This is a genomic window from Streptomyces sp. NPDC054849, from assembly GCF_053610945.1.
Genome location: NZ_JBSGZI010000030.1, coordinates 52,909 through 75,229, shown reverse-complemented (window position 1 = coordinate 75,229; position 22,321 = coordinate 52,909). Strand labels below are relative to the sequence as shown.

Genomic DNA, 22,321 nt, shown 5'->3' with positions numbered 1-22,321 from the left:
GAACCGGCCGGTTCGGGAGGCGCCCCTGTGTCGTATACGAAAATCGGCTGAGCGGGTCAGCGCATCTTTCCGCCGCGCGGCATCTTCATGCCCTTGGGCATCGGGCCCTTCGGCAGCGGCATGTTGCTCATGAGATCGCCCATGGCACGCAGCTTGTCGTTGACCTGGGTGATCTGCGGGCCGGTCAGCACGCGCGGCAGCTTGAGCAGGGTGGTGCGCACCTTCTTGAGCGGCACCTCGCCCTCGCCCGTCCCCACGATGAAGTCGTGCACGGGCACGTCCGGCATGATCCGGGCCAGCTTCTTCTTCTCGTTCCCGAGCAGCGGCTTCACGCGGTTCGGGTTGCCCTCGGCGATCAGCACCACACCGGCCTTGCCGACGGCCCGGTGGACGATGTCCTGTTGCCGGGTCATCGCGACGGCCGGGGTGGTCGTCCAGCCCCGTCCCACGTTGTCCAGTACGGCCGCGGCCGCACCCGGCTGTCCCTCCATCTGCCCGAAGGCAGCCCGCTCGGCCCGTCGTCCGAAGACGATCGCCATCGCGAGGAACGCCACGAGGAAGCCCAGGATGCCCAGGTAGATCTCGTGGCCGATCAGGAAGCCGATCGCAAGAAAGACACCGAAGGTGACGATTCCCACGCCCGCGACGATCAGACCGACCTTCGGGTCGGCCTTGCGCGTCATCTTGTACGTCAGGGCGATCTGCTTCAGTCGCCCGGGGTTCGCAGCAGTCTCTGCGTTTGACTTCCTCGCCATGAAAAGAAGTTTACGTGGCCTGCGGGGTTCGGGTAGCCGCGGCCTCAAGTACGTGTTCGGTTTCGACCCGGTCCTTGGCCCTGCGGCGATCCTCGAGGACCGCCGTCCAGGCGTTGCGGCGGGCTCCGCTCATCAGCAGCGACTCGATGCCCCGGAAGGCGTCGGAGACGGAGGGGATGGCGATGGCGCGTACGGGCGCGGCCTGCATGATGTCGATCCCTTTCACGGTGCCGATGAGTGCGGTGCGTGGAGCAATCGTCACTGACTGGTGTTACTACCGCATGACCGGGCGGTCAAACGTGATGAAACATTGACGCGGCCCGCCGGGCTCTTCCTGAAAAGAGCCTAGGGGCCGCGCCGATGCGGTGTTACCGACTGGTAAAGTCTGTGCGCGAGTTCACACGGTCGCGCGCTTCTCCATCGCCTGCTGGTAGAGACGTCCCGCGCGGTAGGAGGACCGGACCAGGGGACCGGACATCACACCGGAGAAGCCGATCTCCTCGGCCTCCTTCGCCAGCTCCACGAACTCGGCCGGCTTCACCCAGCGCTCGACGGGGTGGTGCCGCGGCGAGGGCCGCAGGTACTGGGTGATGGTGATGAGCTCGCAGCCGGCCTCGTGCAGGTCCTTCAGGGCCTGCGAGACCTCCTCGCGCTCCTCGCCCATGCCGAGGATCAGGTTCGACTTGGTGACCAGGCCGTAGGCGCGGGCCTTGGTGATCACCTCGAGGGAGCGCTCGTAGCGGAAGCCGGGGCGGATCCGCTTGAAGATCCGCGGCACCGTCTCGACGTTGTGCGCGAAGACCTCGGGGCGGGAGGCGAAGACCTCCTCCAGCAGCTCCGGGACCGCGTTGAAGTCGGGGGCCAGCAGCTCGACCTTGGTGTGGCCGGTCTCGCGGCCCGCCGTCTGCTGGTGGATCTGGCGCACGGTCTCCGCGTACAGCCAGGCGCCGCCGTCGGCCAGGTCGTCGCGAGCGACGCCCGTGATGGTGGCGTAGTTCAGGTCCATCGTGACCACGGACTCGCCGACGCGGCGCGGCTCGTCACGGTCCAGCGCCTCGGGCTTGCCCGTGTCGATCTGGCAGAAGTCACAGCGCCGGGTGCACTGGTCGCCACCGATGAGGAAGGTGGCCTCGCGGTCCTCCCAGCATTCGTAGATGTTGGGGCAACCGGCTTCCTGGCACACCGTGTGCAGTCCTTCGCCCTTCACCAGGGCCTGCATCTTGGTGTACTCGGGACCCATCTTCGCCCGGGTCTTGATCCACTCGGGCTTGCGCTCGATGGGGGTCTGGCTGTTCCGGACCTCCAGGCGCAGCATCTTGCGTCCGTCGGGTGCGACTGCGGACACGACCGGCTCCCTGTGACTTCGATTGTTCGGGCGCCCACCAGGGTACGCCCGTAATTTCGTACGCTCTTACGTCGGCCAACCTGCGAGGGGCCGACCGCATTCCCCGGCCGCTAGGCGCCCGCGGCCGGCTCCGTCTCCCGGGGCCGCAGCTCCGCGTGCTCCAGCACGTCCCTCAGGTGGCGTTCGACGACGGGCAGCACCTCGGCGATGGAGATCTCGCGGCCCAGCTCGTAGGAGAGCGAGGTCACACCCGCGTCCCGGATGCCACAGGGCACGATCCGGTCGAACCAGGTGTTGTCGGGGTTCACGTTGATCGCGAAGCCGTGCATCGTGACGCCCTTGGCGACGCGGATGCCGATGGCGGCGAGCTTGCGGTCCTCGCGGCGCTGGCCGGCGTTGGACGGGGCGTACTCGGGCCCGTTGAGCCGCGCGTCGAACTCCTCGTCGTGCAGCCGCGGGTCGAAGTCCAGGGAGAGACCGCCGATCTTCGGGCGGTCCTCGACGGGGTCGCCGAGCACCCAGACGCCGCTGCGTCCCTCGACGCGGGTGGTCTCCAGGCCGAACTCGGCGGCGGTGCGGATCAGCGCCTCCTCCAGGCGGCGGACGTGGGCGACCACGTCCACCGGGCGGGGCAGCTTCATGATCGGGTAACCGACCAGCTGGCCCGGGCCGTGCCAGGTGATCTTGCCGCCGCGGTCCACGTCGACCACGGGCGTGCCGTCGAGCGGGCGCTCGCTGGGGTCGGTGCGCCGGCCCGCGGTGTAGACCGGCAGGTGCTCCAGCAGGAGGCAGGTGTCCTCGATCTCGTCCGCGAAGCGGGCCGCGTGCACCCTGCGCTGCTCTTCCCAGGCCCGGGTGTACTCGACGGATTCCGGCCCGAAGCCCAGATGGACAAACCCAAGCTCAGCCACCGCAGCGCCTCCTCGTTGAACCTGCTGTGTGCACGTACTTCCCCGAGCAAGGGTACGGCGACCCCTACGGTCCCCTTCAGGGCCCCGGTCAGGCTCGCCTCGGGGGCTGGTCAGGCGGCTGATCGGCGGTCGGCCGGTCCGCTGCGGGCTCCGGCTCCGGCGGGGGCCCCGGCAGCTGCTTCGGCCGGCGCCGGCCCCTCGGCGGCCGGTCCGGGTCCTCGTCCGCGCGCGGAAGCCGCCGGTGGCCCTCCGAGTGGTCGTTGACCCAGCCACACACCCCGCACGCGTACCGCCCGTCGAGCCCCGCGATGTACGTGCCGCAGCGCCGGCACTCCGCCTCGGTCAGCTCGGGCGGGGGCAGCGGGGCGGTGGATTCGGTTCGCTCCTCGGGGAGGTGCGCCCTGGGGGGCCGAGGGGTCATGAACGGCAGCCTATGTGGGCGGAGGGGGGCCGTCCGTAAAGGGCCCCACCCATTCTGCACACGATCGGATGAATGTGGGACAGAGAGGGCGGCATGAGCGAAGTTCGCCGCTACATTCACGCCGTTCACAGGGCCGGGACTCCGGTCCGTCACGTCAGGAGACCGTGGAGCCGATGACGGAACGACCTGCCCAGCGCGTCCCCAACCGGCAGCTCGCGGCGCTGATCGCGGAAGCCGGGTTCTCCAACGCCGGGCTCGCCCGCCGCGTCGATCAGCTCGGCCTGGAACACGGTCTCGATCTGCGGTACGACAAGACCTCCGTGACCCGGTGGCTGCGCGGGCAGCAGCCGCGCGGAACCACCCCCGCACTGATCGCCGAGGTTTTCACCCGGCGCCTCGGGCGGCGGCTCTCCGCGCAGGACCTGGGCCTGGACGCCTGCGCGCCCGTGTACGCGGGGCTGGAGTTCGCGGCCACCCCGGAGGAGGCCGTGGACATCGCGAGCGGCCTGTGGCGCAAGGACTCCGGCTCCCACGCGGAGCTGCGGAAGATCGCCTTCACCCCGGCCGGGCTGGTCGTGCCGAGCCGGGACTGGCTGATCGGGCGGGCCGACGAGAGGGTGAGCCGGGGCGCGGAACCGGCGGCTGCCCGCGTCCCCCTGCAGGGCCGGGCCTCGGTCCCCCGGCAGCGGCAGATCGACCGGGGGCCCGGGCAGCGGGTGACGGGCGGCGACATCGCGGCGCTGAGATCCGTGAGCGAGCTGTTCCAGACCCTGGACCAGGCCTACGGCGGGGGGCACGCCCGCCAGGCGCTCGTGCGGTATCTGGAGCACGAGGCCGAGCCGATGCTGCGCGGGACGTACGGGGAGACCACCGGGCGGCGGCTGTTCTCGGCCGCCGCCGACCTGACCCGGCTTGCGGGCTGGACCTCGTACGACATCGCCGCGCACGGGCTCGCCCAGCGGTACTTCGTGCAGGCCCTGCGGCTCGCGCAGGCGGCCGCGGACCGCCCCTACGGCTCGTACGTGCTCGTCACCATGAGCCGGCAGGCGGTCTACCTCGGCCACGGCCGCGAGGCGGTGCAGCTGGCCCGGGTGGCCCAGCAGGGCGTCGGCTCCGGTCCGCCGCCCGTGGTGCAGGCGCTGCTGCACTCGGCGGAGGCGCGCGGGCACGCGGTCCTCGGCGAGGTCCGGGCGTCGACGGCCTCCCTCGTGCGGGCGGAGCGCGCGCTGGGGGCCGCCCGGCCGGGGGACGACGTGCCGCACTGGGCCCGGTTCTACGACGAGGCGCAGCTGGCGGACGAGTTCGGGCACTGCCACCGGGACCTCCAGCAGTACCGGGCCTCGGCGCAGCACGCGGAGCGGTCCCTGCAGCTGAGGGCGCCGGGGTACGCGCGGTCCCGGCTGTTCTGCCGGGTGGTGCTGGCCACGGCACGGCTGGGGCTGGGCGAGCTGGACCAGGCGTGCGCGCTGGGCGCGGAGGCGGCGCAGCAGGCGATGGAGATGCGGTCGGTGCGCGCGGTGGAGTACGTACGGGACTTCGAGCGGCGGCTGGAGCCGTACCGGGACGCCTCGGCCGTGCGGACGTACCGGGACCGGGTGGCGGCCCTGTCCTGAGAGGCGGGCTCCGCCACCGGGAGCCGGACCGGCGCAACCGGCCGGACCGGCGGGAAGGCCGACGGGACCGGCGGGGACCGGCACGGGCCAACAGACGGGCCCCGGGTCCGCGGCGCACGGCAGGGGCCCGGATCCGCGACGCGGGCCGGGCCCCTGTGTCGTACGGGGTTCTCAGGCCGCCACCGGAAGCGCCGGCTCCGGGGTGACCGGAAGCGGGATGCCGAAGTCACGCAGGACGGCCCCGCAGGCGCGGCGGGCCGAGTGCAGGGCCCCCTGGACGGTGTTGGTGTCGCGGTGGTCCCCGCACACGTACAACCCCGCCAGCACCCGTACCGGGCGCCGCAGGTCGTGGGGCGGGGGCATGGCGGGGACGGCCTCAGGGGTGTGGTGGACGGCGAGCAGCTCCCATTCCCGGGTGGCGGTGTCGTAGAGCCGGGCGAGGCGCGAGGCGACCGTGCGCAGCGGTGGCGGCGGGCCGAGCACGGTGCTGGTCACCAGGCTCCGGCCGGCCGGGGCCCGCGTCGGGTCGACCGCGCTCATGACGGCGGTGTGGGAGACGGGCCACCGCGGGTCCCCGTCCAGGATCAGCGAGCCGTCCCGTGGCAGGGGGGCGGCGGTGGCGTGGTGCAGGACGGTGACCTCGTGGAAGGCGGGCACGCGCAGGCCGGGCAGGAGCTCGGCGGCGGCGCGGGCGCCGGTGGCCAGGAGGACGGAGCGGCAGCGGAAGTCGCCGTGTTCCCCGGTGGTGACCAGGTTGGTGGCCACCGACCTGACCCGGACCCCGGTACGGACGGTGCCGGGCGGCAGGGTGGCGGCGAGCAGTTCGGGCAAGGCCGCCGCGCCGCCCTCCGGCACGGCGAGGCGGCCGCGGGCGAAGGTGCGCAGGGCGAGGTCGGCGACCCGGCTGGAGGTGGTGAGATCCGGGTCGCGGAGCAGGGCGGCGAGCAGCGGCCGGAGCACCCCGTTGAGGGTGCGCGGTGGCAGCCCCCGGGAGCGCAGGGCGGCGTGCGCGGTGCGTTCGGGACGGGCGAGCAGCCTGTCCTCGGGCAGGGCGGCGAGCCGGCCGAGGGCGGCGCTGAGCCGGGCCTGATCGAGGGAGCCACTGGCCAGGGCCCGGGCCGGGGTCAGGGCCCCGGCCCGCAGCTGTTTGCCGTCGGTGTGGACCAGGACCCCTGCGGTGAAGGGGCGCAGGGTCAGGGTCTGGAGTCCGGGGGTGCGTTCGAGTTCCGTGTACGAGGTGTTGAGCAACTGGCCGATCCGGTCCAGGCGGAATCCGTCGGCCGACTCGGTGGCCATCCGTCCGCCGGGGTCGCCCGCGGCCTCCAGGACGGTGACCGTGACACCTGCTGCGATCAGGTGGTGCGCTGCCGCGAGTCCTGAGACTCCGGCTCCTACGATGACGACGTCCGCATGGTGTGCGGCATGGTGTGCGCTGCTGAGCACGTGCCCCTCCCCGAGGTCGGCGCGGCTGTGTGGGGATCCTCCTTCCCTCAACCGGCTCCAGGGGAACCCGAGTTCGGCGGGGTATTACGGTCGACTCCGGTCGCACAACGGTCGCATCCGGGTCACGAACAGTCGCACGGCGGTCGCACACGGACCTCAGAGCGCAGCGCGGATGGCCTGCTCGATGCCGGGATCGCGGAAGGTGAAGCCGGACGTGAGCAGCCGGGCGGGCAGGGCCCGCTGACTGCCCAGCACGTCCTCGGAGAACTCCCCGAGGTAGACGCGCAGGGCCACGGCCGGTACGGGCAGCAGCGCGGGCCGCCGCAGCACCCGGGCCATGGCCGCGGTGACCTGGCGGTTGGTCAGCGGTTCGGGGGCGGTGAGGTTGACCGGGCCGCAGAGGCCGGGTGTGTCGATGATGTGGCGCAGGGCCGCGATCTCGTCCCGGAGAGAGATGTACGACCAGTACTGGCGGCCGTTGCCGAGCCGGCCGCCGACACCGGCCCGGAAGAGGGGGAACATCCGGCCCCAGGCCCCGCCCTCCCGGGCGACGACCAGGCCGGTACGGGCGAACGCGGTACGGATCCCGGCCTCCCGGGCCGGGGCGGCCGCCGCCTCCCACTCCACGCAGACCGAGGGCAGGAAGCCGGGCCCGGCGGGGGCGTCCTCGTCCACCGCCCGCTCGCCGGTGTCCCCGTAGAACCCGACCGCCGAACCGCTGACGAGCACGGCGGGCGGCTCGTCGAGCGCGGCGAGGGCCTGTGCGAGGGCGGCGGTCCCGCGCACCCGGCTGTCCCGGATCTCCTTCTTGTACGCGGCGGTCCACCGGTGGTCCCCGACCCCGGCCCCCGCCAGGTGCACGACGGCCCCGCAGCCGGCCAGCCCGCCGGGGTCGACGAAGCCGCGCGCGGGATCCCACCGCGCCTCGTCCGCGCGGACGGGCTCCCGCCGCACGAAACGCACCACCTGGTGGCCGTCCGCCCGCAGGGACCGCACGAGTGCACTGCCGATGAGCCCGGTCGCCCCGGTGACTGCGATACGCATGCCCCCATCCTGCCGGGTCGCCGCCGCGGGCTCGGCGCGTTCGGGGCGCGTGCCCTGACGGGCGGGCGTCACTCCACGGCGCTCCGCGCGCCCGTGCCTCGATCGCCGGCGGGGCGGAAAGACCCCTGCTCCGCCCGGACCCGGTCCTCAAACGCCGGACGGGCTGACCAGTCCGGCCCCGCCGGCGTGTGAGGCGCGGGGTCCGCGCGGGTCAGCGCCCCGGTGCCGTACGGAGCCCGCTGCCCGCCCGCACGCCCGACGCGGTCACGCGGTGCCGAGCCACGTGCCCACCGCGTAGGTGACGGCCATCGCCAGCGCACCCCCGGCAACGTTGCGCAGCACCGCCCGCCCCACCGGCGCACCTCCCAGCCGCGCACTCACCACCCCGCACAGCGTGAGCGCGGCGAGCACGGCCGCCACCGTCACGGGCACCCTCTCCGACGCCTCCGGCAGGACGATCGCCAGCAGCGGCAGCAGCGCCCCCACCGTGAAGGCGACGAGGCTGGCGAAGGCCGCGTGCCACGGATTGGCCAGCTCGTCCGGATTGATCCCGAGCTCCACCCGGGCGTGGGCCCGCAGCGCGTCCCGCGCCGTCAGCTGCTCGGCGGCCTCCCGGGCCACCGTTCGGCTCAGCCCTCGCGCTGCGAGCAGTTCGGTGAGTTCGTCGAGCTCCGCCTCCGGCTCCTCGGCCAGCTCCCGGCGTTCCAGATCGAGCGCGGCCCGTTCGGAGTCCCGCTGGGAGCTGACGGAGACGTACTCCCCGGCCGCCATCGACAGCGAGCCCGCCAGCAGCCCGGCGACACCCGCCGCCAGGATCGCCGGGCGGGAGGTGGTGGCCCCGGCCACGCCGACCACCAGACCCGCGGTGGAGATGATCCCGTCGTTGGCGCCGAGCACTCCCGCACGCAGCCAGTTCAGCCGTGTGCTGATCTCCGCGCTCTGCGTTCCGCCGCCCACGCCGCCGCCCGCACCGCCACCCGCACCGCCACCCGCGCCGTGGGCCTCGATGTGCGCCCGGCCCGGCCCCTTCGGCGCGCCTTCGTTTCCCGTCACGCCCCCACTGTCGGGGCCGCAGCCGGACGTGGCCACCCGGCGGGCCGGTCCGGGGTGCGCGGGCCCGGCCCCGGTACCAGGGTGGAAGGGTGAGACGCGGACGCGAGGAGCCAGGCTGGCTGCGCGGGGAGCCACCGCCGCGGTGGGCCCGTATCGCTCCGGCGGTGGCCCTGGTGGCGCTGGTTCTCGCGCAGGCGCTGACCCCGGGCGATGTGGAGCTCGGCTACTTCCTGGCGGCTCTGCCGGCGGTGGCCGCCTTCGCCTACGGGGCGGGCGGGACCGCGGTCTTCGCCGCCGTCGTCCTCCTGCTGCTGGGGGTGCACCAGCTCGGCGTCGCCCGCGCCCGGGGCACGGACCTGGCGACGGTGGCCGTGGTCGGGCTGCTGAGCGTGGTGATCGCCTGGGTCCGGCAGCGCCGGGACGCGCAGCTGGTCAGCGTGCGGACCGTGGCGGAGGCTGCGCAGCTGGCCGTGCTCCCGCCGCTTCCGGAACGGGTGGGTCCGGTGCGCTGCTCGGGTCTCTACCGGGCGGCGCAGCACGGCACCCTGGTCGGCGGCGACCTGTACGACGTACGGGCCGGGCCGTACGGGGTACGGGCGCTGGTCGCGGACGTACAGGGACACGGCCTGGCGGCGGTGGCCACGGTGGGCTCCCTCCTCGGGGCCTTCCGCGAGGGCGTGCTCGACGACGCCGGGCTGGCGGCGGTCGCGGCCCGGCTGGACCGGCGGCTGCTGGCGGACTCGGCGGCAGCCTCCGTCGAGCACCCGGAGCTGTTCGCGACGGCGGTGCTGCTGGAGTTCCCGCCCCGGCTGGACCTCGTACGGATCGTGTCGTGCGGGCACCCGCCGGTCCTGCGGCTGCGCGGGACGGCGGTGGAGGAGGTGGGCGCGGAGCCCGGCCCGCCGCTGGGCCTGGGGCTCGCGGGGCCGACCCCGCCGGCGGTGGCGGAGCTCGCGGTGCGGCCCGGGGACCAGCTCCTGCTGCACACCGACGGCGTGACGGAGGCCCGGGACGCGACCGGGCACTTCTACCCCCTGGCCGCCCGGGTGCCCGTACTGACCCGGGACCCGGGGGGACTGGTCGGGGCGGTGTGGCGGGACCTTGCGGCCTTCACGGACGGCGGTCCGCGCGACGACGTGGCCCTGCTGCTGCTCTCCCTGGACGGACAGGGATGACCCGGCCGCCTCGCTCCCCCGCCCCCGCCTCGGCAGCCCCGGCCGCGAGCGGTCGGCCGGGGCCCCGGAGTGCGGTGACGAGCCGTTACGACTCGTCGATGAACGCGCGCACCATCTTGCAGGTGACGTTGGACGGCCGGTGGATCCCCGTCCGGACGGCCATCGTCCGGATCTTCCGGTTGGTGGCGCGCCGAGCGTCGTAGGTCCCCGAATCGAGCAGGGATATCGCCAGCCGCATCGCCTTGAGACGGCGGTTGTGGCTCTCGTACCACTCGCGGGGCAGGCCCGCCGGCAGCGGCTTCTTCTTGACGGGCTGGACGGTGGTGGCAGTGGCCATCTACAGCCTCCCAAACGGTAGTTGGCTTCCTGTCGTTCTTCCTCGATTTTACCGGGGACCACTGACAGAAGCCCCTGGCCAGACGGGCCCTGGGTACGCTGGGCGGCATGGAGATCTGGATCAATCCCGCCTGTTCCAAGTGCCGCAGCGCGCTGACCCTGCTGGACGCGGAGGGCGCCGACTACACCGTGCGCCGCTACCTGGAGGACGTGCCCTCCGAGGACGAGATCCGCGAGGTGCTCGGCCGTCTCGGGCTGGAGCCGTGGGACATCACCCGCACATCGGACCCGCTGGCCCGGGAGACCGGCGTACGGGACCTGCCGCGCGAGGAGACCGACGCCGCGCGCGGGCTCTGGATCGCCCACCTGGCCGCACACCCGAAGCTCATCCAGCGCCCGATCATCACCGCCGAGGACGGCACGGCCGTGGTCGCCCGCTCCGAGGAGGCCGTCCGCGAGGCCCTGTCCCGCCGGGGCGTGGACCGGGCCTGAGCCGCGCGCCCGTCCCGCTCCGGCACCCACGGACGCGGCGTACCGTTCACACGCGGCGCGCGATCACCTCCATGCATGCCCGGTAGCGCTCGCTGACCGAGTAGTGCAGGGGCTCGAAGCCGTGCTCGTCCAGCAGCTCGTAGAGGCGCCGGCGGCTGAAGTTGTGGAAGTGCTCAAGCTCCCCCCAGTAGGGGTTGGCGTCGGTCGCGTCCAGCAGCCGCCAGACCGCGCAGTCGTAGTTGGGCATCGACGCGAAGATCACACCGTCCTCCCGCAGCAGCCTGCGCGCGGCCGCCAGGCCCTGACCGGGATACGGCATGTGCTCCAGCACGTCGGCCAGGCTGATCACGGAGTACCGGCCGGGTGCGTCGAGCGTCGTGAGGTCGGCGCAGTGCGCCTCGACGCCGAGCCGGCGCAGCCCCTCTGCGGTCGAAGGCCGCAGGTCGAGGCCCTGGGGCTCGAACCCCCACTCCTCGGCGGTGAACAGCAGCGATCCGTTGCCGAAGCCGACGTCGAGCCAGCAGCCGTCGGAGACGTACCGGGCGACGCGCTCCACGATGCGCGCCGAGAGGTAGCGGTTCTGCTCGAAGGCCGCGCCCGGCTGCTGGTTCGGGTTGGTCGCGGTGAAGATCTCCGCCGAGGCCTCGTCCGAGAAGTAGCCGTCGGTGAAGACGTGTCCGCAGGCGGCGCAGCGCATCCAGACCATGGTCGGGGCGATCACCGGCTTGTAGAGCGGGTGCCGCGAGCAGTCGCCGGTCCTCAGCGAGGAGATCTCGGGGGCGGAGCACAGCGGGCAGGCGTCGTACAGCAGGCGTGACGGGTGCGGCGTGGGAGCGGGCGTGGGAGCGGGCACGGGCGGCGACGCGACGGGAGTGGCCGCGACGGCTGGGGTGGCGGACATGCCAGGAAAATACAGGTGATTCCGGTCGATACCGCGATGGCGCGCTGGCCCGTCCAGGCCACGCCTCAGTCGGCGAGCCACCGTGCGAACGTGTCGGCGGCCGTCAGGGGCAGTGCGTGGTGTGAGAGGCCGGGCAGTACGTCGACGCGCGCACCCGGCAGCGCCTCACGCGCGGCCCGGGCCGCGCGGCCGGAGTCGTGGCAGCGGGCGTGCCCGGCGAAGAGGATGTCGACCCGCGGACCCGGCAGCTCTCCGAGCCCGGCCAGGTCCGGGCGCGGTCCGGTGACCGGCCGGACGGCGGGAAAGCCGGCGGTCTCGTCCTGCAGCCGCAGCCAGGCCGGGTCGAGCGCCGCGCCGCGGGTCTCCCAGGCGAGGAAGGGGCGGATCCGCTCCGGGGTGGGCCGCACCAGCATGGGCAGCGCGCGCAGCACGTAACCGGGACGGAGCCCGGTGAAGACCTGGGTCGGGTCGAGCAGCACGAGACGGCCGAGCCGGGCGGCCCGCCGGGCGGCGTAATGGGCGGCGATCCAGGCCCCGTACGAGTGTCCGCCGAGGACCACCGGCCCGTGCAGGCCGAGCCCGTCGAGGACCGCGTCGAGCCAGCCGACCAGGTCCCCGGGGGCCCGGATCGCCCGCCCGGCGGCGGGGACGCTGAGCCCCGGGTCCCCCACCAGGTCCACGGCGTGCAGCCGGTGGCTGCGCGCGGTCCCGGCGGCGGCGCACGCGCCCCACACGGTGGAGGTGGCCCCGCCTCCGTGCAGCAGCACCAGCGGCGGGGCGCCGGCCGGCCCGCAGCTGTTGACGCGGGTGACGCCGTACGGGGTGGGCAGGTCCACGGTCTCGACGGGCCGGGGCCACCGGCCGAGTACCTCGTCGTAGGCGGCGAGGAAGGAGGACGCGGGGGAAGAGGCAGGGGACATGGCAGTCGACTCCAATGTCTCGCTGGGCGATAATCTCGCTCAACGAGCGATATTAGGCCGGAGGCGATGTGGACGACAACCGGGAAGCCGGAACCATGGAACTCGTGCATCTGCTGCGGGCGGTGACCGTCGAGTTCGGCCTGCGCCAAGCGGAGTTCGCCGCCCGCAACGGCATGCACCCCACCGACGTACGGGCCCTGATCTGCCTGCTGGACGCGGCCCGCGCGGTCGAGCCGGCCACCGCCGGCCTGCTCGGCGCCCGGCTCGGCCTCAACTCGGCCGGCACCACTGCCGTGATCGACCGCCTCGAACGGCTCGGCCACGTGGCGCGGATCCGCGACGACCACGACCGGCGCCGCGTCCTGCTGCGCGTCGAGCCGCAGGCGATCCGCCTGGGCCGGGAGTTCTTCGGGCCCCTGATCGACGGGGTGCTCGACGTGCTGGACGCCTTCGACCCCGCCGAACGGGACACCGTCCGCCGCTTCCTGACGGCCGCCCACACGGTCTTCGCACCGGAGGCGCGCCCGTGACCGCCCCCGGGTCGGGCGCCGACCTGCATCTGGAACTCCCCGCCGAGGGCGCCCGGCGGACCGCCCTCGCCCAGGCCCTGCGGGACGCCGTGCGCAGCGGACGGCTGGTCGGCGGGACGCGGCTGCCGCCGTACCGGACGCTGGCCGCCGACCTCGGGCTGGCCCGCAACGCCGTCGCCGACGCGTACGCCGAGCTGGTCGCCGAGGGCTGGTTCACCGCCCGGCAGGGCTCCGGCACCCGGGTCGCCGAGGGGGTGGCCCCCGCGCACGGACCGGCTGCCCCCGCCGGGCCCGCACTCGAACGGCCCCGTCACGACCTGCTCCAGGGCAAACCCGACCCGGCCTCCTTCCCGCGCGGCCCCTGGGCCGTCAGCGCCCGGCGGGCCCTGGCCGAGGCGCCCACCGAGGCCTTCGGGCCCGGCGATCCGCGGGGCCGCCCCGAGCTGCGGCGGGCCCTGGCCGGTTACCTGTCCCGGGCGCGGGGCGTGCGCACCGGACCGGAGAACATCGTGGTCTGCTCCGGCTTCGCCAACGGCCTGCGGCTCCTGGCGTCCGTCCGGCCACGGGACTGGGCCGTGGAGTCGTACGGGCTCCCCTTCCACCACGGCATCCTGCAGGCCGCCGGGGTCCGCCCGCACCTGGTCGAGGTCGACGAGGACGGCGCCCGGACGGCGGAACTCCCTTCCCGGGCCCGTACGTTGCTGCTCACACCGGCGCACCAGTTCCCGACCGGCGGCCGCCTGCTGCCCACACGGCGCGCCGCCGCCGTGGAGTGGGCCCGCGCCACCGGCGGCCTGATCGTGGAGGACGACTACGACGGCGAGTTCCGCTACGACCGCAAGCCGGTCGGCGCCGTGCAGGGGCTGGCCCCCGGACACGTGGCGTACGCGGGGTCGCTGAGCAAGAGCCTGTCCCCCGCCCTCCGCCTGGGCTGGCTGGTCCTCCCGGACCACCTGGTCGACCGGATCCTGACGGCGAAGGGCCTGCGGGAGTCCTGGGCGAGCACACTGGACCAGCTGGCCCTGGCCGACTTCATCGACTGCGGTGCGTACGACCGCCACGTCCGCCGGATGCGCCTGCGCTACCGCAGCCGCCGCGACCAGCTGGTCTCCGTTCTGGCCGCCCGCGCCCCGAAGGCCCGGGTGACGGGCATCTCGGCCGGACTGCACGCCGTGCTGGAACTGCCCTCGGGGCGCGAAATCCGCGCACTCGCGGCGGCCCGGACCGCCGGCCTGGCCCTGGACGGCCTCTCGTCCTATCAGCACCCCGCCGACCCGGCCCCACCGCGCGAAGGCCTGGTCGTCGGCTACGCGGCGCCCCCGGACGCGGCCTTCGCCCAGGCTCTGAGCGCCCTGGCGGAGGTGACCCACCGGGCGACGAGGTAGGGGACCGGACACCACGCCCCGTGGGCATGGCCGGATCCGGAACCCGATCACCGGTCCGGCACGGTACGTCCACGGCGCGCCTCGGCATGATCTTCGGCTTTCTGGTCCGCTCTTCACCTCCGCCCCCTCTGTCACCTCGTAGGGTGACCGGAGCACCAAAGAGGACGTATCACACCAAAGGACCTGCAGTGAACGAGCAGCAGCAGCCACAGGCCGGCACCCCCGGGCGTCCGTTCCCGCGCTCCCGGCGAGCGGCCGACTGGATGTTCGGCGGGGTGTACGGGACGGTCCTGGCCAGTGCGCTGCTGGCCGCGCTGGACCAGCAGGGCGAGGAGTTCACCCCGTTCTACGACGCAAGCTGGGTGTTCGTGACGGCGGCCACGGCCGGGCTCGCGCACGGCTACTCGCACCACATGGCCTCCCATCACGGCTCCGCCGGTCACCGGTGGCGCATGCTGGCCCAGGCGCTCCGGAACGAGTGGCCGGTGATCGCGGCCGCTCTTCCCACCGTCCTGCTGCTGGTCGTGGCGGGGGTCGTCGGCTGGGACTCGTACGCGGTGACCGCCGCCGGGCTCGGGCTGAACACCACCCTGCTGTTCGCCTGGGGATCGTTCGTGGCGCTCCGCGTGGGCTACCGGCTCGGCTCGGCCCTGCTGATCGGCATGGCGGACGCCACGATCGGGCTGGCCATCATCGTGGCCAACGCCCTCATCAAGTGACGCCCCCGTACCGCCCGACCGTCACACCTCCGGGAGCTGCGCCTCCGCCTCCGCCAGGATCTCCGTCAGCCGGGCCCCGAACTCCACGCCACGGGGATCCGGAACGCCCGTCCGGGCCGCGGCGAGCAGGGCGTCCAGGGCGCGTCCGTAGGCGCCCGGCACGTCACTCCAGCCCGGGAGCTGGAACACGCCCTCGGTGCCGCGCAGTTCCAGCCCCACCCCGGCGGCCGCGCGCGGCGCGCCCAGGCTGAGCACGACGGTGCTCGCGGCGCCGGAGGCGTGCCGCAATGCCAGCTGGACCACGTCGGAGGGGCCCCGGGTGGCACTGACCCCGGTCACCTCGCCGAGGATCGGGATCAGGACGGAGAGCGCGTGCGGGCCGACGTCCCACAGCCCTCCCTTGGCCTTGCGCCAGGGGGAGTCGGCGTAGGCGCTGGGCGTGCCGTCGGGCGGGAAGACGGCGCCGAGCCAGTGGGCGGCCGCGGTGAACCAGCCCGGGCGCCCCGCCTGTTCCTCGACCCAGGCGGCGGTGGGCTCGGCGAAGCGCAGGGTGAGGAAGACGACGGAGGCGACCTCGTGCCGCGCCACCGCGTCTGCGACGGCCCGGGCATACAGGGGCGTCGTCGCGACCGGCTTGTCGAGCAGCAGGTGGCAGCCGGCGGCGGCCGCGCGCACGGCGAGCGGGGCCTGCACGTCGGGCGGCAGGGAGAAGGCGACGGCGTCGCACTCGGCGAACAGCTCGTCGGGGTCTTCGTACACCTTCACGCCGTGCGCGCGGGCCAGCTCGGCCGCGGCCTCGGGCCGGCGGCCCCACACACCGGCGAAGTCGGAGCCGGCGTGCGCGGCGATGGCGGGGGCGTGGGTGCGGTGCGCCCAGGGGCCGGTGCCCAGCAGCCCCACCCGGGGGCGGGCCTCTCCTACAGGGTTCAAATCAGACGAAATGCTCACGGGGTCAGTTTGCCCCACCTGGACGGGCGTTCCGCGACCAACCCGCTGCCGTCCGCACAACCCGGCCGACCTGCGGCGCAAACCTCGGTAACACGGGGTTCACACACGGGCAACGGAAGAGAAATCGCGGGCGGGCACGCTGCGGTCATCACCGCAGCGATGAAGCAGCGACCAGCAGCACCCGCAGAGTCTGAGGATGGGGCCCGTGAGCTACAAGGCTGAGTACATCTGGATCGACGGCACCGAGCCGACGGCGAAGCTTCGCTCCAAGACGAAGGTCCTGGCGGACGGCGCCGAGCTGCCGATCTGGGGCTTCGACGGATCGAGCACGAACCAGGCCGAGGGTCACGCCTCCGACCGCGTGCTCAACCCGGTCTTCTCCTGCCCGGACCCGATCCGCGGCGGCGAGAACGTCCTCGTCCTGTGCGAGGTCCTGAACATCGACATGACCCCGCACGAGTCGAACACCCGCGCGCTGCTGCGTCCGGTCGCCGAGAAGTTCGCCACTCAGGAGCCGATCTTCGGCATCGAGCAGGAGTACACCTTCTTCGACGGCACCCGCCCGCTCGGCTTCCCGGTCAACGGCTTCCCGGCCGCGCAGGGCGGCTACTACTGCGGTGTCGGCTCGGACGAGATCTTCGGCCGTGAGATCGTGGAGAAGCACCTCGACCACTGCCTCGCGGCGGGCCTGAGCATCTCCGGCATCAACGCCGAGGTCATGCCCGGCCAGTGGGAGTTCCAGGTCGGCCCCGTCGGTCCGCTGGAGGTCTCCGATCAGCTGTGGATCGCGCGCTGGCTGCTCTACCGCACCGCCGAGGACTTCAACGTCTCCGCGACGCTGAACCCGAAGCCGGTCAAGGGCGACTGGAACGGTGCGGGCGCGCACACCAACTTCTCCACGAAGGCGATGCGTGAGGACTACCGCGCGATCATCTCCGCGTGCGAGGCGCTGGGCGAGGGCAGCAAGCCGCTCGACCACGTGAAGAACTACGGCGCCGGCATCGACGAGCGCCTGACGGGTCTGCACGAGACCGCCCCCTGGAACGAGTTCAGCTACGGCGTCTCGGACCGCGGCGCCTCCGTCCGCATCCCGTGGCAGGTGGAGAAGGATGGTAAGGGCTACATCGAGGACCGCCGCCCGAACGCGAACGTGGACCCGTACGTGGTGACCCGCCTCATCACGGACACCTGCTGCACGGGCCTGGAGAAGGACGGCCTGGTCTAAGGACCCGCCGCTCCGCACCACCCCGACCGACGCCCGCCGAGCCCCCAAGGCCCGGCGGGCGTTGTGCGTTGCGCCGAGGAGTTGCCTTTTGTCCCGGATTGATGGAGCCGTGGTGGAGGAATATGAGATTCCGATCCACAAAGTGAGACGCCGCCTGCCCCGGCGGGGTGGCGTCTGCTTGAATGGGGCCATGGCCAGCCATTCGCACACCTCGTCAGGTCGCAGCGACCTCGAGCCGTTCTGGCCCTCCCGTCAGGATCATGACTTCGACCGGGAGTGTCGCCGCGCGAAGAACGCGCCGGCCCTCTAACGCCTCCGGGACCACCCGAACGACCTGCCCCGGGGCCTTCGGTCTGCGCGGTATCGACATCGACGACGTACGCACGTCTCCTGCCGACCACTCCGCGTGAAAGAGCTGACCACTCATGGCGAACACCCGCTCCCTCTCCTCCGCCGCCTCCGCTGCGACCCCTTCCCTGACCTATCCGCCCAGCCCGCGCCACCGGCTGCGTTCCGTGGACCGGGACGAGGTGGCCCGAGTCGTGGACCTCCTCCCGCCCGGGGCCACCTGGCTGCCCGCGCCCCAGCACACGCTCCCGGCGCTGCCCGGCCGGCCCCCGATGGTCGGCTATCTGGTGCTCGTACCGGCCGACCAGCAGCCTCCGACCGCCTTCGCCCCGCACGCGGTGACCACCGCGGTCCCACCGGCCCCGGCCGCCCCAGCCCCGGACCCCGCCGCCCCCGCCGCCCCCGCCGCCCCAGCCGACGGGCTGGTCCGCATCGACGCGGCCCAGCGCACGGCCGAGGTCGACGGCCGGGTACTCGACCTGACGTACCTGGAGTTCGAGCTGCTGGCCCATCTGGTGCAGCACCCGCACCGGGTGCACAGCCGGGACCAGCTGGTCACCACGGTCTGGGGCTACGGCCACGTCGGTGACGGCCGGACCGTGGACGTCCACATCGCCCGGCTGCGCCGCAAGCTGGGCGCCTCCCACCGCGGTGCGATCCAGACGGTGCGCCGGGTCGGCTACAAGTACACCCCCTGACCGGCCGGTCGAACAGACGACGGCGGGCCCGTACCCCCCTGGGGAGTACGGGCCCGCCGCGTTCACCACGCCTACGGCTGAGGGGCGCCCGCCTGGCCGGCCGGGGCCGCGGCCCCGGCCCGACGGCCCGCCACGAAGCCCAGCACCACGTCGACCGCGAGGAAGGCGACCAGGCTGATCCCGAGCAGCGGGATGAACCAGCCGACCACGGCGGTCACCGCGACCAGCGGCAGGACGGTGGTCACCGGCAGCTTCCGCCAGGCACCGCGCGGCTGCGCGCGGCCCACGGACAGCCTGCGGTCCTTCGTCGGCCTGCGCAGCCACCACATCCGGTAGCCCCAGAAGACGAGGAACATCACGGCGACGGCGAGAGCGGCCAGGGCGATCTGGTTGGCGATCCCGAAGGTCTTGCCCATGTGCAGGTCGATGCCGAAGCGCGTCGACTGGGCGAGCAGGGGGTGGTCGGCGAAGCGCAGTTCGTCGATGACCCGGCCGTCCGCGGGGTCGATGGCGACCGCGTCCAGGTGCACCGGCACCTGCTTGTCCTGCTCCTTGATCACGTAGCCCTTGCCCCCGGAGGGAAGGGTCACGCGCAGTTCCTCGGTGACCCCGGCGACGCGGGCGGCGGCCACGGCCTTGTCGAGGCCGACGTCGGCCCCGGCCTGCGCGGCAGGCATCTGCTCGCCGTCCGGCATGGTGTGTCCGGCGTGCTCGTCCCCGCCGGCGTCGGCGCCACCGGGCTTCAGCTCGGCGGAGACGCCGGGGGTGGCCCCGCCGAGGCGGTCCTGGAGCTGTCCGATGTTCTCGCCGGCGTACTTGGACCAGGTCAGGCCGGTGGCGGAGAGGGCGACGAGCCCGACGACCGACCAGATCCCGACGACCCCGTGCCAGGACAGGGTCCGGCGACGGCCGGCGGCCTTGCGGTCCGGGACGACGAGCTGCGACCTCCGCTTGCGGCGGCGACCGATCCACAGGGCGAGGCCGCCGAGTGCGACCACCCACATCCAGCTCGCGGCGAGCTCGCTGTAGTTCCGGCCGAACTCCCCGAGCTGGAGGCTGGAGTGGAACTCGCTCAGCCAGGCCCGCAGCGGCAGCGCGTCACCGGCGGTGGTGAGCTGCCCGCGCACCTCGGCCGTATACGGATCGACGAACACGGTGAGGGTCTCGCCCTCCGCGAGGCCCTCACGCTCCATGATCACCCGGGTGGTGGCCTCGGCGTCGGGCGCCGGCCACACGGACACGACCTCACCCTCGGGCGCGACGCTCTGGGCGGCCTCGACCTGGGCGCTGAGCGGCACCAGGCTCTCGCCTACGCGGGCGACGGTCAGCTCGTCGACGTAGATGATCTTCTCGGCCTGCCAGGAGGCGGCGTAGAGCAGCCCCGTGGCGGCGGCGAGGAAGAGCAGTGGGGCGATGAGCAGGCCCGCGTAGAAGTGCATGCGCAGGAACAGCGGCCGCAGGGCGGCCCAGCCGCCGCGGCTCGTGGTTGTTCCGGCCGGATCTGCGTCCATGCGGTCGGTGTCCGGGATCCGGGCGGCGTCCGGGGTGCGGACGGCGTCCGGGGTGCGGACGGCGTCCGGGGTGCGGACGGCGTCCGGGGTGCGGACGTCCTGAACCTCGTCAAGAGACATGTGGGTCCTAGCTGTTGGCGAAGACATGGGGAACTGCGGCCCCAGGTCTCGCCCCCTCGCCGGGTCAGGCGGGGACAGGACGGCCGGGGGCCGTGGAGCGGTGGACCGGACCGCTACGGGGCGGCCCGCGGCGCACCACGGCATGGGCGTGCACGGCACCGCGCAGGCGGCGCGGCCGCTCGTACGGGGCGCGGAAGCCGGGCGGGGCCGGTACGACGGCCACCCGCGTCCGCACCAGGGCGAGCGCGCGGGAGAGCGGCCGGGCCGCGTGCAGCGCGGCGGCTCCCAGGACCCGGGCCAGCCGGAAGACGGCGGCCTCGCCCCGCGCCAGCCAGGCGGCGCAGAGCAGCGCGGCGAGCACGTGCGCGGCGATCATCCCCGCGCCGCCGTGACCGGCCGTGCCGACCACGTCCGTCACGCCCTCCATGCCGGCCATCTCAGCCATCTCGGCCATGTCGGCCATGCCGGCGCCGGCAGGCGTGTCGGTCGGGCTCGCGAGGCCTGGGGTTTCGGCGGCCATCAGACCCGTGACCGCGGCAGGCGTGTGGTGGTGACCCTGCATCGCCGAGGGAGCGCCGACGGACTGGGCCGCCCGACTCCCGGCGAAGACGAGGTGCAGCACCCCTTGTACGGCGAGCACCGCCGCCGTGATGCCGGCGGGGCCCCGGCGCCGCCCTGCGGCGAGCCACGCGAGCCCGCCGGTCACCCCGAAAGCACCCAGAAGGCCAGAGAAGGGGACATCCATCCCGGACATGTACGAATGCCCCACCGAACCCAAAGCGACACACAACGCCGCGAATATCGCGGCCCGCGGGGCGCGCATCGGCGCGGATCTTCCGGACATGGCCGGGTCATGTTCGCACGGGGCCCGGTGATGTCCGCCACGGGGCCGTATCCGATCATGGACGGGTGAATCCAATTCCACTGGGAGCGGTGTACGCAGGCGGCGTCCAGCTCGGGGCGTACGCCCTGGAACGGATGGGCGCGGCCGAGCGGGAGCAGCTGCTCCGGGACTGCTCGACGAATGTCGACAATCTCGCCGCCGGGCGCTGGGAGACGCTGCTGAGCAGCGCTTTCGTCGTCGAGGAACCGATGCCCCTGCCCTACGCGCTGCTGCTGGCCGCCGTCCTCGGGTACGCCGAGTACGCGTACGGCGCCTGGTGGACGGCTGCTGCGTTCCTGTTCGGGCACGCCACGGCGACCCTCCTCGTCTACGGCGCCCTGCGCAGGACAACCGATCCGCGGATCCGCAGCGCCCTGGACGTGGGGACCAGCTACGGATTCAACGCCGTACTGGGCGTGCTGACCTCGGCCCTGCCGCGCGGGGCGGTCCGTACGGCCGCCCGGGCGGGGCTGCTGGCGCTCATCGCGGCGCCGGTGGTCAAGCGCGGACGGACGTTCACGGACGCCGGACATCTGGCGGCGCTCGGGATCGGCGTCGGGGTCTCACTGGCCCTCGATTGTCTTTCCCGGGCGAAACATCCGAAAATTGCATGAATCGCCGCAGGGTCGCATGATCGCGTCACGGCACCGCTGCACGATCGCCCACCGCCCGCCGCCCGCCCGCCCGCCGTATGACACGAGTAACCCGCACCCCGCTGGAGCCGCCACGATGACCGCCACCCCCTCGACCACCGTCGCCAACTTCCGCGACCTCGGCGGCACCCCGCTCCCCGGCGGCCGCAGCGTCCGCCCCGGCCTGGTCCTGCGCTCCGGCCAGCTCGACCGGCTCGACCTCGATGCCGACCCGGCGGTGGCCGCGCTCGGCGTGCGGACCGTCATCGACTTCCGCACCGAGGCCGAGCGGGCCGACCACCCGGACCGGATACCCGCCGGGGCACGGCTCCTGGTCGGCGACGTCCTCGCGGACAAGCTGAGGGCCGGCAGGATGCCCGCCGCGGTACAGCTGAAGGATCTGCTCTCCGACCCGGCGGTGGCCGAGAATCACCTGGGCGGCGGCAAGGCGCAGAAGCTGTTCGCCGACACCTACCGGGCCTTCGTGAACTCCGGCTCCGCGCAGGCCGCGTACCGGATGCTGCTCACCGAGGCCGCCGACCCCGCGTCGGGCCCGCTGCTCTTCCACTGCACGGCCGGCAAGGACCGGACCGGCTGGGCCGCGACGGTCATCCTCGCGCTGCTCGGCGCGGACGACGAGACGCTGATGGCCGAATACCTCTCCGTCAATCCCGCGGTCAGGCAGGCCTTCGCCCCGATGATCGAGGGTTTCACGGCGGCCGGCGGCGACCCCGACATCGCGCTCGCCCTGATCGGCGTCTTCCCCTCTTACCTGGAGGCGGCCCTCGACGAGGTCGAGACGCGCTACGGCTCCATGGAGAAGTACGTACGCGAAGGGCTCGGCGTCTCCCACGAGACGGTCGAGGCGCTGCGCACCCGCCTGGTGGCGTGACCTCACACCGGGGGATCTTGC

24 protein-coding genes are annotated in these 22,321 nt (G+C 73.5%); 10 read left to right on the top strand and 14 right to left on the bottom strand.

From position 1 onward, the window contains the following. Positions 1-56: 56 nt before the first annotated feature. From ACWGIF_RS16240 to ACWGIF_RS16220, 5 genes are all read right to left on the bottom strand, one after another. A complete protein-coding gene (locus ACWGIF_RS16240) occupies positions 57-755 on the bottom strand; it encodes a DUF4191 domain-containing protein (RefSeq protein WP_326591216.1) in 699 nt (232 codons plus the stop codon). Positions 756-765: 10 nt separating this feature from the next. Further along, positions 766-963, bottom strand: a complete 198-nt coding sequence (locus ACWGIF_RS16235; RefSeq protein ID WP_030707544.1) for an SCO2195 family GlnR-regulated protein — start codon at positions 961-963, stop codon at positions 766-768. Positions 964-1,152: 189 nt separating this feature from the next. Next, positions 1,153-2,100 (bottom strand): lipoyl synthase, encoded by a 948-nt coding sequence (gene lipA / locus ACWGIF_RS16230; RefSeq protein WP_453497143.1) that lies wholly within the window; start codon positions 2,098-2,100, stop codon positions 1,153-1,155. 110 nt (positions 2,101-2,210) lie between these two features. Continuing rightward, on the bottom strand, positions 2,211-3,011 hold the full coding sequence (gene lipB / locus ACWGIF_RS16225) for a lipoyl(octanoyl) transferase LipB (protein ID WP_453497140.1): 801 nt from the start codon (positions 3,009-3,011) through the stop codon (positions 2,211-2,213). A gap of 88 nt (positions 3,012-3,099) precedes the next feature. Beyond that, the gene (locus ACWGIF_RS16220) at positions 3,100-3,432 is read right to left on the bottom strand and encodes a hypothetical protein (protein WP_453497137.1); all 333 of its coding nucleotides are present in this window, start codon (positions 3,430-3,432) and stop codon (positions 3,100-3,102) included. Between the two features lie 173 nt (positions 3,433-3,605). Here ACWGIF_RS16220 and ACWGIF_RS16215 point away from each other — a divergent pair, with 173 nt between their 5' ends. Further along, the gene (locus ACWGIF_RS16215) at positions 3,606-5,045 is read left to right on the top strand and encodes a regulator (RefSeq protein WP_453497135.1); all 1,440 of its coding nucleotides are present in this window, start codon (positions 3,606-3,608) and stop codon (positions 5,043-5,045) included. Positions 5,046-5,216: 171 nt separating this feature from the next. Here the strand turns inward: ACWGIF_RS16215 and ACWGIF_RS16210 are convergent, their stop codons facing one another. The 3 genes from ACWGIF_RS16210 to ACWGIF_RS16200 all read right to left on the bottom strand — a co-directional run bounded on the left by ACWGIF_RS16210 (position 5,217) and on the right by ACWGIF_RS16200 (position 8,489). Further along, a complete protein-coding gene (locus tag ACWGIF_RS16210) occupies positions 5,217-6,488 on the bottom strand; it encodes an FAD-dependent oxidoreductase (RefSeq protein WP_453497132.1) in 1,272 nt (423 codons plus the stop codon). Positions 6,489-6,644: 156 nt separating this feature from the next. Then, a complete protein-coding gene (locus ACWGIF_RS16205; RefSeq protein ID WP_453497129.1) occupies positions 6,645-7,532 on the bottom strand; it encodes a TIGR01777 family oxidoreductase in 888 nt (295 codons plus the stop codon). Positions 7,533-7,796: 264 nt separating this feature from the next. Then, the gene (locus ACWGIF_RS16200) at positions 7,797-8,489 is read right to left on the bottom strand and encodes a VIT1/CCC1 transporter family protein (RefSeq protein ID WP_453497158.1); all 693 of its coding nucleotides are present in this window, start codon (positions 8,487-8,489) and stop codon (positions 7,797-7,799) included. A 185-nt stretch (positions 8,490-8,674) separates the two neighbouring features. Between ACWGIF_RS16200 and ACWGIF_RS16195 the strand changes: the two genes are divergently transcribed. Further along, positions 8,675-9,760 (top strand): PP2C family protein-serine/threonine phosphatase, encoded by a 1,086-nt coding sequence (locus tag ACWGIF_RS16195; RefSeq protein WP_453497126.1) that lies wholly within the window; start codon positions 8,675-8,677, stop codon positions 9,758-9,760. 85 nt (positions 9,761-9,845) lie between these two features. On the opposite strand, the gene ACWGIF_RS16190 is transcribed toward ACWGIF_RS16195, so the two are convergent. Then, positions 9,846-10,097 carry a hypothetical protein gene (locus tag ACWGIF_RS16190; RefSeq protein ID WP_326591204.1) on the bottom strand — a complete coding sequence of 84 codons (252 nt, stop codon included), beginning with the start codon at positions 10,095-10,097 and terminating at the stop codon, positions 9,846-9,848. 107 nt (positions 10,098-10,204) lie between these two features. On the opposite strand from ACWGIF_RS16190, the gene ACWGIF_RS16185 reads away from it, so the two are divergent. Further along, positions 10,205-10,588 carry an ArsC/Spx/MgsR family protein gene (locus tag ACWGIF_RS16185; protein WP_453497122.1) on the top strand — a complete coding sequence of 128 codons (384 nt, stop codon included), beginning with the start codon at positions 10,205-10,207 and terminating at the stop codon, positions 10,586-10,588. A gap of 46 nt (positions 10,589-10,634) precedes the next feature. On the opposite strand, the gene ACWGIF_RS16180 is transcribed toward ACWGIF_RS16185, so the two are convergent. Then, the gene (locus ACWGIF_RS16180; protein WP_453497119.1) at positions 10,635-11,489 is read right to left on the bottom strand and encodes a class I SAM-dependent methyltransferase; all 855 of its coding nucleotides are present in this window, start codon (positions 11,487-11,489) and stop codon (positions 10,635-10,637) included. 65 nt (positions 11,490-11,554) lie between these two features. Next, positions 11,555-12,409, bottom strand: coding sequence for an alpha/beta fold hydrolase (locus ACWGIF_RS16175; protein WP_453497116.1), 855 nt, complete (start codon positions 12,407-12,409; stop codon positions 11,555-11,557). 95 nt (positions 12,410-12,504) lie between these two features. On the opposite strand from ACWGIF_RS16175, the gene ACWGIF_RS16170 reads away from it, so the two are divergent. From ACWGIF_RS16170 to ACWGIF_RS16160, 3 genes are all read left to right on the top strand, one after another. Further along, positions 12,505-12,939, top strand: a complete 435-nt coding sequence (locus ACWGIF_RS16170) for a MarR family winged helix-turn-helix transcriptional regulator (protein WP_453497155.1) — start codon at positions 12,505-12,507, stop codon at positions 12,937-12,939. Next, a complete protein-coding gene (pdxR, locus tag ACWGIF_RS16165) occupies positions 12,936-14,324 on the top strand; it encodes a MocR-like pyridoxine biosynthesis transcription factor PdxR (RefSeq protein WP_453497113.1) in 1,389 nt (462 codons plus the stop codon). The genes ACWGIF_RS16170 and pdxR overlap by 4 nt, the downstream gene beginning before the upstream one ends. 188 nt (positions 14,325-14,512) lie before the next feature. Further along, positions 14,513-15,043: a hypothetical protein gene (locus ACWGIF_RS16160; protein WP_453497110.1), complete on the top strand. Its 531-nt coding sequence runs from the start codon at positions 14,513-14,515 to the stop codon at positions 15,041-15,043. A gap of 21 nt (positions 15,044-15,064) precedes the next feature. Here the strand turns inward: ACWGIF_RS16160 and ACWGIF_RS16155 are convergent, their stop codons facing one another. Beyond that, positions 15,065-15,985 (bottom strand): Gfo/Idh/MocA family protein, encoded by a 921-nt coding sequence (locus tag ACWGIF_RS16155; protein WP_453497152.1) that lies wholly within the window; start codon positions 15,983-15,985, stop codon positions 15,065-15,067. 211 nt (positions 15,986-16,196) lie between these two features. On the opposite strand from ACWGIF_RS16155, the gene glnII reads away from it, so the two are divergent. Further along, entirely contained in the window at positions 16,197-17,216 is a 1,020-nt protein-coding gene (gene glnII, locus ACWGIF_RS16150) for a glutamine synthetase (protein ID WP_453497107.1), read from the top strand. A 425-nt stretch (positions 17,217-17,641) separates the two neighbouring features. Then, on the top strand, positions 17,642-18,262 hold the full coding sequence (locus ACWGIF_RS16145) for a winged helix-turn-helix domain-containing protein (RefSeq protein ID WP_453497104.1): 621 nt from the start codon (positions 17,642-17,644) through the stop codon (positions 18,260-18,262). Between the two features lie 71 nt (positions 18,263-18,333). Here ACWGIF_RS16145 and ACWGIF_RS16140 read toward each other — a convergent pair whose 3' ends face one another. Both ACWGIF_RS16140 and ACWGIF_RS16135 read right to left on the bottom strand, forming a co-directional pair. Then, positions 18,334-19,893 carry a PepSY-associated TM helix domain-containing protein gene (locus ACWGIF_RS16140; RefSeq protein ID WP_453497101.1) on the bottom strand — a complete coding sequence of 520 codons (1,560 nt, stop codon included), beginning with the start codon at positions 19,891-19,893 and terminating at the stop codon, positions 18,334-18,336. Positions 19,894-19,957: 64 nt separating this feature from the next. Continuing rightward, positions 19,958-20,599, bottom strand: a complete 642-nt coding sequence (locus ACWGIF_RS16135) for a hypothetical protein (protein WP_453497099.1) — start codon at positions 20,597-20,599, stop codon at positions 19,958-19,960. A 203-nt stretch (positions 20,600-20,802) separates the two neighbouring features. Here ACWGIF_RS16135 and ACWGIF_RS16130 point away from each other — a divergent pair, with 203 nt between their 5' ends. Next, positions 20,803-21,390, top strand: coding sequence for a rhomboid-like protein (locus ACWGIF_RS16130; protein WP_453497096.1), 588 nt, complete (start codon positions 20,803-20,805; stop codon positions 21,388-21,390). A gap of 115 nt (positions 21,391-21,505) precedes the next feature. After that, positions 21,506-22,300, top strand: coding sequence for a tyrosine-protein phosphatase (locus ACWGIF_RS16125; protein ID WP_453497094.1), 795 nt, complete (start codon positions 21,506-21,508; stop codon positions 22,298-22,300). The last annotated feature ends 21 nt before the right edge of the window (positions 22,301-22,321 follow it).